Here is a 16,950-nt window from a genome sequence, read left to right as displayed (position 1 = left end):
GCGCCGAGGTTCTAATATTTACTCAACACTTTCTGCCCCCGGAACGCCGTATCCCACGGTGGTCCCGCAGGATCTTCTGCACAGGCCAGTTCCGTAATAACGGGCTGGTCATCGGCTGCAACCCCTACCCGTGACCCAGCAACCAAGGTAAGAGGCGCACTCATGACCGAGCCCCAACACGATCCCTTTGGCTTCATTGGCCTGACCTACGATGACGTCCTTCTCCTGCCGGGCCACACCGACGTCATCCCGTCCGAAGCCGACACCTCTTCACGGATTTCCAAGCGGATCAGCGTGCAGACCCCGCTGCTTTCCGCCGCGATGGATACCGTCACCGAGTCCCGCATGGCCATAGCCATGGCCCGCCAGGGCGGACTTGGCGTGGTGCACCGCAACCTCTCCATTGCCGACCAGGCTGACCAGGTGGACCGGGTCAAGCGCAGCGAGTCGGGCATGATCACCAACCCGCTCACCATCCGCCCCGAGGCCACGCTGCGGGAGCTGGACGACCTCTGCGCTCACTACCGCGTCTCCGGCCTGCCCGTGGTGGACGAGGACAACCGCCTGCTGGGCATCGTCACCAACCGCGACACCCGGTTCGTGCCGGAGTCCGACTTCCCACTGCGGCTGGTCAGCGACGTCATGACCAAGATGCCCCTGGTCACCGGGCACGTGGGCATCAGCCGCGAGGAAGCCTCGCACAAGCTGGCCACCAACAAGATCGAAAAGCTTCCCCTCGTTGACGACCAGGGCCGGCTCAAGGGCCTGATCACCACCAAGGACTTCACCAAGGCCGAGCAGTACCCGCTGGCCACCAAGGACGACGAAGGACGGCTCCGGGTCGGTGCCGCCATCGGCTTTTTCGGCGACGGCTGGGAGCGCGCCATGACCCTGGTGGACGCCGGCGTGGACGCCCTGTTCGTGGATACCGCCAACGGCCACTCCCAGGGTGTGCTGGACATGATCCGCAGGCTTAAGTCCGAGCCCGCCGCCGCGCACGTGGACATCATCGGCGGCCAGGCTGCCACCCGCGAAGGCGCCCAGGCGCTGATCGACGCCGGCGCCGACGGCATCAAGGTGGGCGTGGGCCCCGGCTCCATCTGCACCACACGCGTGGTGGCCGGGGTGGGTGTCCCGCAGATCACCGCCATTTACGAATCCGCCAAGGCTGCCATTCCGGCCGGTGTGCCGCTGATTGCCGACGGCGGCCTGCAGTACTCCGGCGACATCGGCAAGGCGCTGGTTGCCGGAGCCGACACCGTCATGCTCGGCTCCCTCCTGGCCGGCTGCGACGAGTCCCCGGGCGAGCTGATCTTCGTCAACGGCAAGCAGTTCAAGTCCTACCGCGGCATGGGCTCCCTCGGGGCCATGCAGTCGCGCGGCAAGAACACCTCCTACTCCAAGGACCGCTACTTCCAGGCCGATGTCTCCGGCGACGACAAGCTGATCCCGGAGGGCATCGAAGGCCGGGTGGCATACCGCGGTCCGTTGTCCTCCGTGGCGTACCAGCTGGTCGGTGGCCTCCGCCAGACCATGTTCTACACCGGAGCGCCCACCATTCCCGAACTGAAGGCCCGCGGCAAGTTCGTCCGCATCACCTCCGCCGGCCTGAAGGAATCGCACCCGCACGACATCCAGATGACTGTTGAGGCGCCGAACTACGGTTCGCGCTAGGCATCCGAGTGACCAAAGGAGGCAAGGTTTCGGCCTTGCCTCCTTTGTTTTCCCTTCGCAGTCTTCCCTGCGAATGCATCCACCCGGCGGAGCTGCCGGACGTGCCTGTCAGACCCCCGTTGGATGATGTGGGTATGGGAGTCAGCGCGGGTGTTGGAGCGGAGTTGGGCGGTGTCCATGCCTCTGTTGCTGCCCTTGGTGCGCTGTTCCTTGAGGACGCTCGCCTGGAGTCTGCGGGGGTCGGTGCTGGGCCTGGTGCCGGGTCAGATGTTGATGTGTTGCAGCGGCGGTATGAGGTCCGGCTGGAACGGCTGGAGGTGGTGTCCCGGCTGGAGGGCCAGCTCGCCGCGATGAAAGCCCGCGATGTTGCCGACGCCGTTGAGTTCCAGAGCGCGATGCTTGCTCCGGACGCCCCTGTGCATGAGCGCACTTATGCGGAGATGTCGGTGGTGGAGGAGATCGCCGGGGTCCTGACCGTCAGCTCCGCAGCCGCAAGTGGTTTCGTGGACCAGTCCCGCCGGGTCTGTTCGCTGCCGCCGGTCCTGGATGCGTTGGCCGCCGGGGACATGTCCTGACAGCACGCGAAGATCGTTGTGGACGAAACTGAGGGCCTCGATGCGGCTGGTGCTGCGGCATTGGTGGCGCACTTCTTCGACCCCGACGCCCCCAACCGGGCCCGCGGCGCCGCCCCCGGTGAGCTCGTGCCGTCGCGTTTCCGGGCGAAGGTCCGTGGCTGGCGGGAACGTCACCACCCCGACTCCATCGGGAAACGCCACGCCAAAGGTGTGGCGGACCGGCGGATGGAATACAGCCCGGACCGGGACGGCATGGCCTGGCTCTCGCTCTACCTCCCCGGGCACACCGCGTCGGCGATCTGGAACCGCACCACCGCCACCGCCCGCGGCCTCTAAGGACCCGACGAGGCCCGCACCCTCACCCAACTCCGCCCCGACATCGCCGCCTCCCTGCTGCTCGGCGCCGGAACTGCCACTGAGTTCAGCAAAGTCCCCACGCCGCGGGCCGATGTCCTGGTCACCGTGCCGGTGTTCTCCCTGCTCGGCCTCACCGACGAATCCGCAGCACTGGAGGGGTTCGGCCCGATCCCCGCGTCGATGGCGCGGAAGCTGGTGGCAGACGGGGCTGACTCGTTCTATCGGGTCCTGGTCGACCCCCGCGACGGGGCACCACTGGAAATCGGACGCACCCGCTACCGGCTCACGGAGGCCATCAAACGCTGGATCAGGATGCGCGACAGGAAATGCACTTTCCCTGGCTGCACCAACCGCACTCCCGACAACGACACCGACCACCTCACCGCCTGGCACCGCGGCGGCACCACCGGAACCAGCAACCTGGCCCAGCTCTGCCCCAAGCACCACCGACTCAAACACCACAGCAGGTGGACACCAGACCCCGCAACCAACCACCACCCACCCGGCTGGACCTCACCCACCGGCCGCTACTACAAACCCGAACACCCCAACCCCGAACCACCACAGTGGCCACAATGGCTGACGTCCACATCCAACCAGTGCGTCGACGCCAGCCCCGAAGACCTCCCACCGTGGGAACCGGACGACGAAGCCCTCATCGACCTCGACGACCTGTCACCGGAGGACCCCGTGTGGGCGGATTTCTTCGCGAGGCCGTTCGTGCCGTTGGTCTGACCCGTGCCTCCCGTCTGTCGGCGGATCGTCCGGCGCTGCCCTTTTAGCCCTGGGCCAGCACTAGGCTGATTCCATGTCCCACCCGCGCCATCCGGCGGAACTGACCCCCAAACGCGACCCGCAAAAGCGGCTTGCCGTGCGCCCCTATGCCAAGGCCGTGGCCCAGGTACTTCGAGTGAGCTTCCGGGCATCGCCCGGCGCCGTGATCATGAAGGTGCTGGGTTCCCTGATCTCCGCAGTGTTGCCGCTGGTCACCACGTTCTTCGCCTCCCTCACCACCACGGCACTGGCAGCGGCCTACGCAGGAGACGGCGCGGCCGGCCGCCTTGCCGTCATCTACGTGATTGTCACTGCTGCCCTCGGCCTCTTTTGGGGCGCCTTCAACAGCGTGGACCGCTACATCCAGCAGCTGATGAGCTTTAAGGTGGGCGCCATCGTGGGGGACCAGATGTACGAGCGCTTCCTTGCGCTCGAATTCTGGCGCTACGACGACAAGGAGACGGTGGACCTGTACGACCGCGCCAAGCGGTTCTCCGATTCCTATGCCCGCGTCCTGGACCGGATTGCCGCCATTTTCACGCAGTTGGTCTCGGTGCTCCTGGCCATCGGTGCCCTGCTGCTGGTCAGCTGGTGGATCGCCGTCATCGTATTGGTGGCCATCGTGCCCAGTGTGTATCTGCAGTTCAAGCTGTCCCGGGAACAGATCGCACACTGGAACACGCAGGTGGACTCCCGCCGCCAGCGCCGCATGATCGAAACCAACCTGCTCCGGCCGCAGCACATTGCCGAGATGCGGCTTTACGGCATCGTCGGTTTCCTCATGGACCTGCGTTCCCGCCTTCGCGACGCGGACGAACGCCGGCGCCTCGACTACCAGCGGCGCTACATTCCAAAACAACTCGCTGCGGATGCCCTGCAGTACGGCGCTGAGGTGGTCTCCCTGATCTGGGTGGTGGGCCGGATCATTGCCCGCGCAGCCCCGGTTGGCCAGTTCCTCTACGTGCAGCAGATCGTCAGCCGCGCCCTTTCCACGGCCAACAATCTGGTCTCGTCCCTGAGTTCCATCGATGAAGACCTCGCCAACCTGACGGACTACGAGCTGTTCATGGCGCTGCCCCTGCATGCTGAACACGCACCGCCGTTGATGGAAGCGCCAAGGGAAGTCGAGCTGCAGGACATCCGCTTCACGTACACGGGCAGCGACATCGAAGTCATCAGGGGCATCAGCCTCACCATCCGCCAGGGCCAGCATATTGCCGTTGTGGGGGAAAACGGTGCCGGCAAGTCCACGCTCATCCGCATCCTCGCGGGCCTCTACCGCCCCGACTCAGGCCAGGTACTGCTCGACGGCGTGGACCTCGCCGCCGTCGACGTCACCTCCTGGCACCGGCACCTGGCAGTGCTCAGCCAGGAGTTCCTGAAGTACGAGTTCGCCACCGCCGCGGAAAACATCTATTTCGGGGATGTGCAGAATCCGCGCGACGATGACCGCGTCCGCAAGGCGGCCGCCGATGCCGAGGCGCTCGACTTCATCAACAAACTGCCCAACGGCCTGGAGAACCACGTCAGCAACTGGATGGAGGACCCCCGCGGACGCAAGGGCAGCGGCCTGTCCGGAGGCCAGTGGCAGCGCCTGGCGATGGCCCGGAATTTTTATCGGGATGCGTCCTTCATGGTGATGGACGAGCCCACCTCGGCTATTGACGCGTTGGCCGAGCACAGGATATTCACCCGTCTCTTCGCTGACCGCAGCAGCACCATCATTGCCATCAGCCACCGCCTGGCCACCATCGAAAAGGCCGATGTGGTGTACATGCTGGAAGATGGGCGCATCGTGGAGCAGGGAACGCACAAGGAACTGGTGGCCCTCCGCGGGCGCTACTTCCGCATGTTCGAATCCCAGCTTTCCGTGGAGGAGCCCACCGGTTCCTAGCCCTCCACCACGGTGGTGCGGACACGGGCCACGCTGGGCCGCGGCGGGACGCTGCTGAACCCGAACGTAACCGCGGGACGGATGGGCGCCAGCACTCCGGCGTCGCCCCCTTCCCAGCTAACGACGGCGGCGGTCACGTGGTGGAGGTCGCTCACCCCATAGAACTCCGTCCTTCCGCTGCCGGCAGTTCCGTAAGTGCGGGCGCCGGGTGCCGCAAGGGCAGCGAGCGGATTGACCGCGGCGAGCCAGCGGGGATGGACTGCAAGGCGCCGGGGCAGTGACCGCAGTGCCGAGCCAAGGAAAGTCCTGGAGCCGGTGACGGCCTTGATTTCCAGGGGGCCGGCGTCGACATTCAACGTCCCGTCCGCCAGCCGGGCACAGACTTCCACCACCCGCACTTCGTCAAAGCTGTATGTGGCGGCAATGAATTCGGCGACGTGTGGTGTGGGTGCCAGCAGTATGCGGTGCCCGGAAGGTTCCTGGACCATAACGTCGGAGAAGGGCCCAAAAGCGGAGTCCTGCCACATGCCTACCACGGCGCGCAGCCCGGAGGCAGTGCCAACACCGGCGATGTGCCCATCGAATATCCATCGTCTGCCCATCACGCCACTGTAACCAACCGGCGGCGCATCGCGGCTGGGCGGGCGCGATGAGCCACTGGGATAACCTAGAGCAGTGACTTATGAGATCGAGATCGGCCGTGGCAAGCGTGGGCGTCGTGCCTACTCCCTGGATGACATTGCAATCATCCCCAACCGTCGCACCCGCGACCCCAAGGACGTCTCGGTCTCCTGGCAAATAGACGCGTACCAGTTCGACATGCCGGTGATCGCAGCCCCGATGGACTCGGCCATGTCCCCGGCCACCGCCATTGCCCTGGGCAAGCTGGGCGGCCTCGGGGTGCTGGACCTCGAAGGCCTGTGGACCCGCTATGAGGATCCGCAGCCGGTGCTCGACGAAATCGCTGCCTTGGAGGATGAAACCAACAGCCCGGCCGTGACCGGACGGATGCAGGAGCTGTACCTCGCACCCATCCAGCCCGAACTCATCACGTACCGCCTGGCCGAGATCCGCGAGGCCGGCGTCACCGTGGCCGGGTCCCTGACCCCGCAGCGCACCCAGGAACACTACAAGACGGTCGTGGCCGCCGGCGTCGACATCTTCGTCATCCGTGGCACCACCGTGTCAGCTGAGCACGTCTCCAAGAACCACGAGCCGCTGAACCTGAAGCAGTTCATCTATGAACTCGACGTCCCCGTCATCGTCGGCGGCGCCGCCGGCTACACGCCCGCCCTTCACCTGATGCGCACCGGTGCGGCGGGGGTGCTGGTGGGCTTCGGCGGCGGCGCAACCACCACCACACGCCGCGCCCTGGGCATCCACTCACCCATGGCGTCAGCCATCTCAGACGTCGCCGCGGCACGCCGCGACTATATGGACGAATCCGGCGGCCGCTACGTCCACGTGATTGCCGACGGCGGCATGGGCACCTCGGGTGACATCGTCAAGGCAATCGCCATGGGCGCCGACGCCGTCATGCTGGGCAGTGCGCTGGCCAGGGCCGAGGAGGCGCCGGGCAAGGGCTGGCACTGGGGCCAGGAGGCGCACCACACGGAGCTGCCCCGCGGAGACCGCGCCAACGTCGGCACTGTCGGCCCGCTGGAGGAGGTCCTCTTCGGGCCCGGACACCACACCAACGGCACGTCCAACCTCATCGGTGCGCTGCGCCGTTCCATGGCGACCACCGGCTACTCGGACCTGAAGGAATTCCAGCGGGTCGACGTCGTCGTTTCGCCTTACGAGGGGAACTGACCCGGAGGCAGGGCAGCGCGGTCCGCGCTGCCCTGCCCAAAGGCCACCGGTTGCAAGTAATGTGGGCTTACTGGCGGCACTAGAGGCACTGGAGGCGTTCAATGAAGAGTGTTCCTGTAAACGGCGGGGTTCTCGGACCCGAAGCCCGGGAAGCGGCAATCGAGCGGCTGCGGGCCACCACCGAACCGGGCCAGGAACTGGACATCCTGATCGTCGGCGGCGGCATCGTTGGTACAGGAGCAGCGCTGGACGCCGTGACGCGCGGATTGAGCGTTGGCATCGTCGAGGCGAGCGACTGGGCGGCGGGCACCTCTTCACGCTCTTCGAAACTGATTCACGGTGGCCTCCGATACCTGGAAATGCTGGACTTCGCCCTGGTCAAGGAAGCCCTTCAGGAACGCGGGCTCCTGCTTTCCGAGATCGCCCCCCATCTGGCACGGCCAGTGCCCTTCCTGTATCCGCTCACCAAGCCGTTCATCGAACGGCCCTACGTGGGCGCCGGCATCGCGCTGTATGACGCCATGTCCATCTCCAGCGGGCACAGCCGGGGCGTCCCATTCCATAAGCACCTGAGCAAGCGCGGCACCCTCCGCGCCGCCCCCAGCCTGAAAGATGATGCCTTCGTAGGGTCCATCCGGTACTACGACGGCCAGGTGGACGACGCCAAGTATGTGGCAAACCTGATACGTACGGCTGCCTATTACGGAGCCCACGCGGTGAACCAGATGAAGGTGGTGGACTTCCTGCGCGAGGGTGAGCGGGTGGTTGGGGCCAAGGTTGAAAACCGTGAGGACGGCAGCCAATTCAACGTCCGGGCCAAGCAGGTGATCAATGCCACGGGCGTCTGGACGGATGAAACCCAGGCCATGGTGACCGAGCGCGGCCAGCTGAAAGTCCGCGCCTCCAAGGGGATCCACCTGGTAGTTCCCCGGGACCGTTTCCAATCCACCGTGGGGCTGATCCTGCGCACCGAGAAATCCGTGCTGTTCGTCATCCCGTGGGGACGCCACTGGATCATCGGCACCACTGACACCGACTGGCACCTGGACAAGGCCCACCCCGCCGCTTCCAGCAAGGACATCGACTACGTACTGGAACACGTGAACCAGGTGCTTAAACGCCCCCTCACCAGGGAAGACGTTGAAGGTGTCTATGCCGGGCTGCGGCCGCTGCTCGCGGGCGAGAACGACTCCACCGCCAAGCTTTCCCGGGAGCACGTGGTAGCACACCCGGTCCCCGGCCTGGTGGTGGTGGCGGGAGGCAAATGGACCACCTACCGGGTCATGGCCAAGGACGCGGTGGACGAGGCCACCCGCACCATGGACGAACGAGTGCCGCCGAGCTGCACGGAGACCATCCCGCTGCTGGGTGCCAGTGGTTTCCGGGCAGCCTGGAACCGCCGGAACCGCACGGCGGAGGAATCCGGAGTGCATGTGGCGCGGATCGAGCACCTGCTCAACCGTTATGGGTCCATGACTCCCGAGGTCCTGGCCATCATTGAGCAGAATCCCGAACTGGCCAAGCCCATCCCGGGTGCGGATGACTATCTGCAGGCAGAAGCCGTCTATGCCGCCACCCACGAGGCCGCCCGCCATGTGCAGGACGTCCTGACGCGGCGGACACGGATCTCCATTGAAGCGTGGGACCGCGGCGTGTCGGCGGCCCCTGTTGTCGCTAAACTGATGGGTGACGTCCTTGGCTGGAGTGAGACACAGCGCGAAAACGAAGTCCGCCACTACCTTGCCCGAGTGGAGGCCGAACGCCTAAGCCAGCAACAGCCGGACGACGAATCCGCAGACGCCGCCCGCCTGGGCGCGGAAGACATCGTGCCCTTGCGTTGAGGGGCCGTTCTGCGTGGAGCGGCTGGCCGCCCCACTGCTGACTGAAGGGATACGCCTTGGCGGAACCACTGGACCCGTATGACGCCCACCTGACAACCGCCGAGATGGTGATCCTGGAAATGGAGGCGAAGGACAAGACCGACGCCACCACCCAACTGGCAGAGCGGCTGTATGCCGCCGGGCGGATATCGGATCTTGACGGGTTCCTGAAGAACGTCAATGCCCGGGAGCACCAGCTGGCTACGGGGCTCCCGGGAGGCATCGGGCTGCCACATGCACGCAGCGAGTTCGTTTCCCAGACCTCCATCGCGGTCGGGATTGCCAAGTACGGGCATGCATTGGACTTCGGTGCCGCTGATGGCCCGGCCTCGGTCATACTGTTGATTGCCACGCCGGCCGGCTCCTTTTCGGACCACCTGGAGGTGCTGGCCACGCTGGCCCGGTCGCTCTCGAAGGAATCCTTCCGCGAATCACTTCGGCGTGCCTACGACGCCGAAGTGATCGCGGAGCTCATCAATTCCAGCCTGGTGTTCTTCGACCACTAGGCAGGCCGGGGGGCGGAAGCCCCGCGTTTAGTTGTTCTACAGAAGTACGAAGTACGGTTAAGACGTGTGGAAAACAGCCCTTAAGCCCCGATGGATCGCTGGCTTTGTCTTGGCGATCGTTCTCTCCGGGGTGTTCGTGCTGCTGAGCCAGTGGCAGTTCGGCCGCTCCACGCAACCCGAGGTCCCGGTGAATCCGGCGTCCGAGCAGGTCCAGCCGCTCACCGGCACCCTGCAGCCCGGCGAGTTTTTCCATGGCAGCGTTGCTGACCAGATGGTCACTGCGCAGGGAACGTACAGTCCCGACAAGCAAGTGCTGATACCAGGCAGGCTCCACGACGGGAAGACCGGCTACTGGGTCGTGAGCGCCTTCGCCGTCAGCGGCGCGCCCGCGCTGACGGGAGCCGGCGCCTCACCACAAACCTGGATCCCCGTGGCCCGCGGTTGGGTGGCCGAACCCGGGGATGCGGCAGCACCGCCGTCGGGCGCTGTTCAACTGACCGGGCGCCTGCTGCCCTCCGAAGCCCCCGTGGGCGGGAAAGACCCCAAGCCCGGAGAAGCTTCAGCCGTTTCCGTGGCGGAGCTCATCAACGATTGGGAGGTGAGCAGCTACCCCGGCTTCGTGTCAGCCACCGCAGAGGTGGTGGGCGGCCAGGACGTCAGTGCCGCCGCAGCACCGGGGAAGCTCCAGCCCCTGAATATCGGGCCGCAGCCGCCAGGACAGCACATCAACTGGCTCAACCTCTTCTACTCCATCGAGTGGGTGGTCTTCGCGGGCTTCGCCTTCTTTATCTGGTGGCGGCTGGTCAAAGACGATTACCACCGCGACCTGGAGGAAGCCCTCGAGGATGAAGGCGCCCCCACCTCCGAACAGCACCAGCACGAAACGCCGCAGACCGGACAGCACCAGCAGCCCGGTCCGCACGAACAAAAGGTACAGCCATGATTGATCCGAAACCCGCCACCCCGTCCCCGCAGGCCCGCGGCGGCCAGGCTTCCGGCAAGAAGCGCCGCTTCGGCGGTACCGAGGCGCAGATCCGGTCAGCCCTGAAGTTCTACAAAGTCATGGCCTACCTCACCGGCACCATGCTGCTCCTGCTGTGCGCCGAACTGGTTGTCCGGTACGGCTTCGGCCAGTACCTGTTCGCCGGCGGCACGGACGCCCTCACCGGGCAGCCGTTCGGCTTCGGGTTCGCCGGCGCCGAGCCGCCGGCGGTGCTGAACGGCGTCAACGTGTCCGTGACCGTGCTGATCGTGCACGGCTGGATGTACGTGGTCTACCTGGTGTCCAACTTCCGGCTGTGGTCGCTGATGCGCTGGCCGTTCCTGAAGCTGGTCCTGCTCGCCCTCGGCGGCGTGGTGCCGTTCCTGTCCTTCATCGTCGAAAAGAAGTTCCATGCCGAGGTGGAGGCGGAACTGGCCGCCAACCCGCAGGCGCCGCAGCGCTACTAAGCCGCTCCAGCCGTCTGCCGGCACCCGCTTAGCTGGCCGCCATCGAACGTTTGCTCCGTCACAGCGAGGCCTCCCAAGATGCGCCGGTGCAAGGGCGCCAAGTAGGCTATTACGGTGACTACTCCCACTGCATCCCAGACTTCCCAGAAGCCGGTGCTGGTTGTTGATTACGGTGCCCAGTACGCGCAGCTGATTGCCCGCCGCGTCAGGGAAGCGAACGTGTATTCGGAAGTAGTTCCGCATACCTGGTCCACCGAGCAGCTCCTGGCCAAGAACCCCTCCGCCATCATCCTCTCCGGCGGACCCTCCAGCGTTTACGCCGACGGCGCCCCGGGCGTGGGTGCCGACCTCTTCGAAGCAGGCGTCCCCGTCTTCGGGATCTGCTACGGCTTCCAGGCGATGGCCAACGCACTGGGCGGCAAAGTGGACAAGACGGGCCTTCGCGAGTACGGCTCCACGGAGACCACCATCCTGGGCGAAGGGCGCTCCGTACTGGAAGGCATGCCCCAGCACCAGAAGACCTGGATGAGCCACGGCGACTCCGTCCACCAGGCGCCGGAGGGCTTTGAAGTCCTGGCGACGACGGCGGGCGCTGAAGTGGCAGCCTTCGCCAACGAAGCAAAGGGCCTCTTCGGGGTGCAGTGGCACCCTGAGGTCAAGCACTCGGCTTACGGCCAGCAGGTGCTCGAGAACTTCCTCTTCAACTGCGCCAAGATCGAACCCAACTGGACCACGGGCAACATCCTGGAAGAGCAGGTGGAGCGCATCCGCCAGCAGATCGGGGATGCGCGCGTCATCTGCGGCCTTTCCGGTGGAGTGGATTCGGCCGTCGCTGCAGCCCTGGTCCAGCGCGCGGTGGGCGACCAGCTCACCTGCGTCTTCGTGGACCACGGACTGCTGCGCGAGGGCGAAGCCGAACAGGTGGAACGCGACTTCGTGGCCGCCACCGGCGTGAAGCTGTACGTGGCCAACGAGCAGGAACGCTTCCTCTCCGCACTGGCCGGCGTCAGCGACCCCGAAACCAAGCGCAAGATCATCGGCCGCGAGTTCATCCGCGCCTTTGAAGAAGCCGAACTGGCCATCATCACCGAGGCCGCGGCCCACGGAGAGAAGATCAAGTTCCTGGTCCAGGGCACCCTGTACCCCGACGTCGTCGAATCCGGCGGCGGCGAAGGTGCCGCGAACATCAAGAGCCACCACAACGTGGGCGGCCTCCCCGAGGACCTGCAGTTCGAACTCGTCGAGCCGCTGCGCGCCCTGTTCAAGGACGAAGTCCGCGCCGTGGGCGCCCAGCTGGGGTTGCCGCAGGAGATCGTCGGCCGCCAGCCGTTCCCCGGCCCCGGCCTGGGCATCCGGATCGTGGGCGAGGTCACCAAGGAGCGGCTGGACCTGCTCCGCAAGGCGGACGCCATCGCGCGCGCCGAGCTGACCGCAGCGGGCCTGGACAACGAAGTATGGCAAATGCCCGTCGTCCTGCTGGCAGACGTCCGCAGCGTCGGTGTCATGGGCGACGGACGCACCTACGGCCACCCCATCGTGCTGCGTCCCGTGTCCTCGGAGGACGCCATGACGGCCGACTGGTCGCGCCTGCCGTACGACCTCCTGGCCAGGATCTCGAACCGGATCACCAACGAAGTGGACGGCGTCAACCGGGTGGTGCTGGACGTCACCAGCAAGCCGCCGGGAACCATCGAGTGGGAATAGCATCCTAAGTGGCCGGCCTCCGAGAGCGGGGGCCGGCCACTGCTTTTCCCGGCGAAATCCTCCGCAATTTCCCTGCCCCAGTGTTGCGGTCTCTCAAGTCCGGCATCGAAGCGGCTACTCTCGAACCTATGCCGGTATGGTCCAGGGCGTCACGTGCAAACGCAGAAAAGAAGGCAGAAGTGTCAGTTGGTCAAGGCCACCCGGAAGGCTCGGAAGAGCTTCGCAAATGGCTGTCCGGGCTCAAACCTGTTACTGGTGCGGACACAATGCTGCGCTTCACCAAGACGCCCGAAGGCTCCATCGACCTCACCTCGGCGCACCCCTCGGGACTGGCCCAGCTCATGGCCGGGCGCCGCACACGACTGTCCACACTGATCCGGGACCGCCAGCAGTATGTGGTGGCCGCCAGGGCCTCACGGAACATCCGCTCCAAGATCTTCGAACTCGCCAACGACCGCGGCATCGATGCCGGCTACCTCTCCGCGGGTACCGTGGTGTGGACGTCCGCCGTTGGGGGTAAACCCCAGCGTGTGTCCGCCCCGGTCATGCTGACCGCGATTTCCCTTACGGTCCGGCCGGGGGAGGATGACTTCGAACTGCAGCTCACCGAGCAGGCGCACATCAATCCTGCACTGGTGCGGCACCTGAAAAACATCCACGGCATTGTCTTCGACGTGAACGCCGTAACACGGCTGGCCTACAGCACCGCCCGGTTCGACCCCCAGCCCGTCCTGGACCGGCTGGCCACCCTGATCAGGCCCATTCACGGCGCGGAAACCCAGCACAACCTGTTGGTCTCCACTTTCGCGGACCTCTCCGGCAACCTCGATGACCCCTGGATCAACGACAACCACCCCATCGTCTCCGCGCTGGCCACCGCTGCCGGCGGGGAAGTGGTGGACGTCGAGGAGCCGGATCCGTCCCGCTTCCCGCACCTGGACAGGAGGCACCCCGAGGACGAACTGCTCCTGCTTGACGCGGACGCGGACCAGCAGTACGTGATCGATGCGGCCCGGGCCGGTGACTCCCTTGTTGTCAGCAGCCCACCGGGCACCGGCCAGACCCAGACCGCAATCAACACGATCGGTGCCTTGGTGGACGCCGGCAAGACCGTGCTGGTGGTGGGCGACCGCCGCGCCAGCCTCAACCAGGTAACCGGACACCTGGAGTCATTGGGCCTGGAGTCCATCCTGTTCCAGCTTTCGGGAAACGTCAGCGCGCAGCAGCTGAAGGGCCAGCTGGTCCGGGCGATTGTCCGAAACGAAAAGTCGCTGGAACCGCAGCTCGGGAACCTCCACACCACGCTCACCGAGCACCGGCATGCCCTCATGGACCATGTGGCATCCCTCCACAACGTCCGGGAGCGGTGGGGCTGCTCGCCCTACCAGGCCATGCAGTCGCTCGCCGAGCTCACCTCCATCCATCCCGCCCCCGCCACCACGGTCAGGCTCAAGCGCAGCGTCCTGGACAACATCCGGGACCGCGAGGAGCTTGCCGGCAGGCTTCGGCGTGCCGCAGAACTGGGCAGCTTCAGCAAGGCGGCCACCACCAGCCCATGGCACGGCGCCCGGCTCCTGACGCGCAAGGAGACCGAGGAAGCCCAGGACCTGGTGGGCTCCATTGCCAAGAGCCTTCCCCTCCTGCGCGACCGGATGGACGCCGTGGCTGAGCATGCCGAAATCCGTTTGGGCGAATCCTTCGCTGAATGGGGCGAGCAGCTTGAACTGCTGGTGGCCGTACGCGGCAGCCTGGACAAGTTCACTCCGGACATCTTCGACCGGCCGGTGACGGACCTGATTTCCGCCACGGCACCGTCCGCCTGGCGGCGCGAACGCGGCATCGAGATGACGTCCATGCAACGCTCCAGGCTTCGCCGGGTGGCCAAAGAGTACGTACGCCCCGGCGTGCACATCGCCGACCTGCACTCATCACTGCTGCTGGTCCAGGAGCAGCGCGCCCTGTGGGCCGGTTACGCCACCACCCAGCGGCACCCCGCGGTTCCGTCCGGCCTGGCCGAGATGAACTCCATGTACCGCTCCCTGGCGCAGGAACTGGCGCAGCTGGGTGAGGCGCTCCGGCATACCGAAGACGGCGGCTCGCTGACCACCGTTCCCTACGCACAGCTGATGCAACGCCTGGAACGCCTGGTGGCAGACACGGAGACCCTGCAGACACTGCCCGAACGCACGCTCCTGATCGAGAACATGCGCGAACACGGCCTCGGCGAGCTCCTGGCCGACCTCGCTGAACGGGAAGTACCGGAATCATCGGTAACCGCCGAGCTGGAACTGGCATGGTGGCAGTCCGCGCTCGAGGCAATGATCAGCGGCGACGACTACCTTGCCATGTCCGACGGCGACGCCCTGCGCCAGCTGGAGGCAGAGTACCGGCTGGCGGACAACGCCCACATCGCCAGCGGTGCCGCACGCCTGCGGTGGGACCTGGCGGAGCGGTGGCGGAGCGCTATCGCGGCCCAGCCCCGGCAGGCGGACCTCCTGCGGAGCCTGCTCAAGGACGGCCGCGTCTCCTTGGCGGCGCTGACGGCACAGGCTCCGGACCTGATCGGGACGCTGGTTCCCGTCTGGTCGGTCAGCCCCTACCTGATGACAGGCCTCCTTCCGGCGGAACAGCACTTCGACGCAGTCGTGATCCTCGATGCCGAGGCCACGTCGCTGCAGGCTGTGCTGCCCTCGATCGCCCGGGCACGGCAGGTGATTGCCTTCGGTGACTCCCGCATTGCCACGCCCAGGACTTTCACCGTCGGTGTGGAGCGGCTGGCACCGGGAGAGTCCGCCCATCATCGTGTGGAGAGCGCCTTCACCGCGCTCTCTGCAGTCCTGCCCGTCTGGCGCCTCAACCAGGTATACCGGGCGGTGGACGAGGACCTGGTTCTGCAGCTGAGCAAGAGCTTCTACGACGGCGGCCTGCGCCGGTTGCCTGAAGGACAGTCAGCAACCGGACTGGACCGCTCCCTTCTCGTGGAGTACCTTCCCGACGGCACCGGCCTTCCCAGTGCCGATCACGAGGGCGTGGAATCTGTGGTCGCCGAGGTCAACCGGGTGGTGGAATTGGTCTTCGAACACGCACGCCTGCGTCCGCGGACTTCCCTCGCCGTCGTAACAGCCAGCCTGCGGCACGCTGCCAGGATCGGCGAATCCATCAGGCTCCAGCTGTCCAACCAGCCCGCACTGTCCGGCTTCTTTGGTGCCGGTCCCGAATCCTTCCGGGTGGTCGACCTGGAACGGGCCCAGGGCCTGGTCCGCGACCACGTGATCTTCTCGCCGGGATTCGGGCGCACCCCCCACGGCCGGGCACTCCACAACTTCGGGCCGCTGTCCGCGGAGGGCGGCCGGGAAAAGTTCGCCCTGGCCATGACCCGGGCCCGGCGTTCCATGCACGTGCTGACGTGCTTCCGTCCCGAGGACCTGGACCACACCCGGCTCACCCACGGAGCGGTGGACCTCTACGCGCTGCTGGACCGGGAGATTTCCGGCAATACGGACCTTGGTACCCCTGCGTCCCGTGCCGCCGCCAGCGAACAGTCCCTGGGAGCGGACCCCCTCGTGGCGGACCTGGGGGACCGGCTGCGTGCCCGGGGCGCCCGGGTCTGGCACCAGTATGACGGTGCCATCGACGTTGTGGCCGCGGCTGACCCACTGAACACCATGGGCCAGGACGACCCGGACCTTCCGCGGCCCGTGGCCATCGAATCGGACGGCACCGCCCAGTACCGCAGCATGAGCGTTCGCGAACGGAGCCGGCTGCGCCCGCAGCTGCTGGAACGCCTGGGGTGGCGCTACATGCCGCTGTGGACCATCGAGGTGTTCACCGACCCCTCTTCCTGCGCAGACCGGATTGCCGGCTACCTGGGCCTTGAGACAATGGTCTTGCCGGCAAGGACAACGCAGCCGGGCGGCTTCCTCGATGACGACTTTGACCAGACGTTCCACGGGCTGGACGCCGGGCGGTCCGCCTCCACCGGGTACCGGGCGCGTGAAGCGGCCGCAACCAGGAACAGGGATGGCGGGGACGGCCGGGGGGACGCCGCCGGCAAGGAGGACGGCCACGTGGCCGAAGAGAGCAGCCCTGAGGAAGACAGGCACGACGAAGCTATGCGCCAGAACGAAAATACGAACGACAGCACTGCGGAGGGAACCGACGGGCCCGAGCCCACGGCACCTGCACCGGCGGCGCGGACCGCAACCGGAGGGACCGAAGAGATCCTCCCGAGCAAAGCCGCGGAAGACGATGCCCGCAGCTGGGGTGACCGGGAAGAGGACCACGATACCTGGCTGAAGGAGCAAAGGCCGCCGCACTGGGGCTGA

13 protein-coding genes are annotated in these 16,950 nt (G+C 66.2%); 12 read left to right on the top strand and 1 reads right to left on the bottom strand.

Annotated features, from left to right (window positions below):
• Positions 1–162: 162 nt before the first annotated feature.
• The 5 genes from guaB to AB0313_RS04210 all read left to right on the top strand — a co-directional run bounded on the left by guaB (position 163) and on the right by AB0313_RS04210 (position 5,274).
• Positions 163–1,674: an IMP dehydrogenase gene (guaB, locus tag AB0313_RS04230; RefSeq protein WP_141942523.1), complete on the top strand. Its 1,512-nt coding sequence runs from the start codon at positions 163–165 to the stop codon at positions 1,672–1,674.
• Positions 1,675–1,808: 134 nt separating this feature from the next.
• Positions 1,809–2,249, top strand: a complete 441-nt coding sequence (locus AB0313_RS04225) for a hypothetical protein (RefSeq protein WP_366303828.1) — start codon at positions 1,809–1,811, stop codon at positions 2,247–2,249.
• 18 nt (positions 2,250–2,267) lie between these two features.
• Positions 2,268–2,585: a hypothetical protein gene (locus AB0313_RS04220; protein ID WP_366303826.1), complete on the top strand. Its 318-nt coding sequence runs from the start codon at positions 2,268–2,270 to the stop codon at positions 2,583–2,585.
• A gap of 42 nt (positions 2,586–2,627) precedes the next feature.
• The gene (locus AB0313_RS04215) at positions 2,628–3,341 is read left to right on the top strand and encodes an HNH endonuclease (RefSeq protein WP_366304241.1); all 714 of its coding nucleotides are present in this window, start codon (positions 2,628–2,630) and stop codon (positions 3,339–3,341) included.
• 73 nt (positions 3,342–3,414) lie between these two features.
• A complete protein-coding gene (locus AB0313_RS04210) occupies positions 3,415–5,274 on the top strand; it encodes an ABC transporter ATP-binding protein (protein ID WP_141942519.1) in 1,860 nt (619 codons plus the stop codon).
• On the opposite strand, the gene AB0313_RS04205 is transcribed toward AB0313_RS04210, so the two are convergent.
• Positions 5,271–5,876 carry a hypothetical protein gene (locus AB0313_RS04205; protein WP_307311935.1) on the bottom strand — a complete coding sequence of 202 codons (606 nt, stop codon included), beginning with the start codon at positions 5,874–5,876 and terminating at the stop codon, positions 5,271–5,273. The two genes, AB0313_RS04210 and AB0313_RS04205, sit on opposite strands and share 4 nt — an antisense overlap.
• Before the next feature lie 73 nt (positions 5,877–5,949).
• On the opposite strand from AB0313_RS04205, the gene AB0313_RS04200 reads away from it, so the two are divergent.
• The 7 genes from AB0313_RS04200 to AB0313_RS04170 all read left to right on the top strand — a co-directional run bounded on the left by AB0313_RS04200 (position 5,950) and on the right by AB0313_RS04170 (position 16,950).
• On the top strand, positions 5,950–7,086 hold the full coding sequence (locus AB0313_RS04200) for a GuaB3 family IMP dehydrogenase-related protein (RefSeq protein ID WP_366303824.1): 1,137 nt from the start codon (positions 5,950–5,952) through the stop codon (positions 7,084–7,086).
• Positions 7,087–7,187: 101 nt separating this feature from the next.
• On the top strand, positions 7,188–8,927 hold the full coding sequence (locus AB0313_RS04195; protein WP_366303822.1) for a glycerol-3-phosphate dehydrogenase/oxidase: 1,740 nt from the start codon (positions 7,188–7,190) through the stop codon (positions 8,925–8,927).
• Between the two features lie 56 nt (positions 8,928–8,983).
• The gene (locus tag AB0313_RS04190; protein ID WP_366303820.1) at positions 8,984–9,472 is read left to right on the top strand and encodes a PTS sugar transporter subunit IIA; all 489 of its coding nucleotides are present in this window, start codon (positions 8,984–8,986) and stop codon (positions 9,470–9,472) included.
• Between the two features lie 64 nt (positions 9,473–9,536).
• A complete protein-coding gene (locus AB0313_RS04185) occupies positions 9,537–10,415 on the top strand; it encodes an SURF1 family protein (RefSeq protein ID WP_141942510.1) in 879 nt (292 codons plus the stop codon).
• Complete coding sequence (locus AB0313_RS04180; RefSeq protein WP_307306500.1) at positions 10,412–10,921, top strand: DUF3817 domain-containing protein; 510 nt, start codon at positions 10,412–10,414, stop codon at positions 10,919–10,921. The genes AB0313_RS04185 and AB0313_RS04180 overlap by 4 nt, the downstream gene beginning before the upstream one ends.
• Positions 10,922–11,035: 114 nt before the next feature.
• Positions 11,036–12,625 (top strand): glutamine-hydrolyzing GMP synthase, encoded by a 1,590-nt coding sequence (guaA, locus tag AB0313_RS04175; RefSeq protein WP_366303818.1) that lies wholly within the window; start codon positions 11,036–11,038, stop codon positions 12,623–12,625.
• Between the two features lie 128 nt (positions 12,626–12,753).
• A complete protein-coding gene (locus AB0313_RS04170; protein WP_366303816.1) occupies positions 12,754–16,950 on the top strand; it encodes a DUF4011 domain-containing protein in 4,197 nt (1,398 codons plus the stop codon).

The organism is Pseudarthrobacter sp. NPDC080039 (genome assembly GCF_040702335.1).
Lineage (GTDB): Bacteria > Actinomycetota > Actinomycetes > Actinomycetales > Micrococcaceae > Arthrobacter > Arthrobacter enclensis_A.
The sequence above is the reverse complement of the archived record's forward strand: the minus strand, read 5'-3'. Positions and strand labels throughout refer to the sequence as shown.

Coding starts and splice junctions, on each gene's coding strand:
- guaB (WP_141942523.1), top strand. CDS start 163: ATGACCGAGCCCCAACACGATCCCTTTGGCTTCATTGGCCTGACCTAC.
- AB0313_RS04225 (WP_366303828.1), top strand. CDS start 1,809: ATGGGAGTCAGCGCGGGTGTTGGAGCGGAGTTGGGCGGTGTCCATGCC.
- AB0313_RS04210 (WP_141942519.1), top strand. CDS start 3,415: ATGTCCCACCCGCGCCATCCGGCGGAACTGACCCCCAAACGCGACCCG.
- AB0313_RS04205 (WP_307311935.1), bottom strand. CDS start 5,876: ATGGGCAGACGATGGATATTCGATGGGCACATCGCCGGTGTTGGCACT.
- AB0313_RS04195 (WP_366303822.1), top strand. CDS start 7,188: ATGAAGAGTGTTCCTGTAAACGGCGGGGTTCTCGGACCCGAAGCCCGG.
- AB0313_RS04180 (WP_307306500.1), top strand. CDS start 10,412: ATGATTGATCCGAAACCCGCCACCCCGTCCCCGCAGGCCCGCGGCGGC.
- AB0313_RS04170 (WP_366303816.1), top strand. CDS start 12,754: ATGCCGGTATGGTCCAGGGCGTCACGTGCAAACGCAGAAAAGAAGGCA.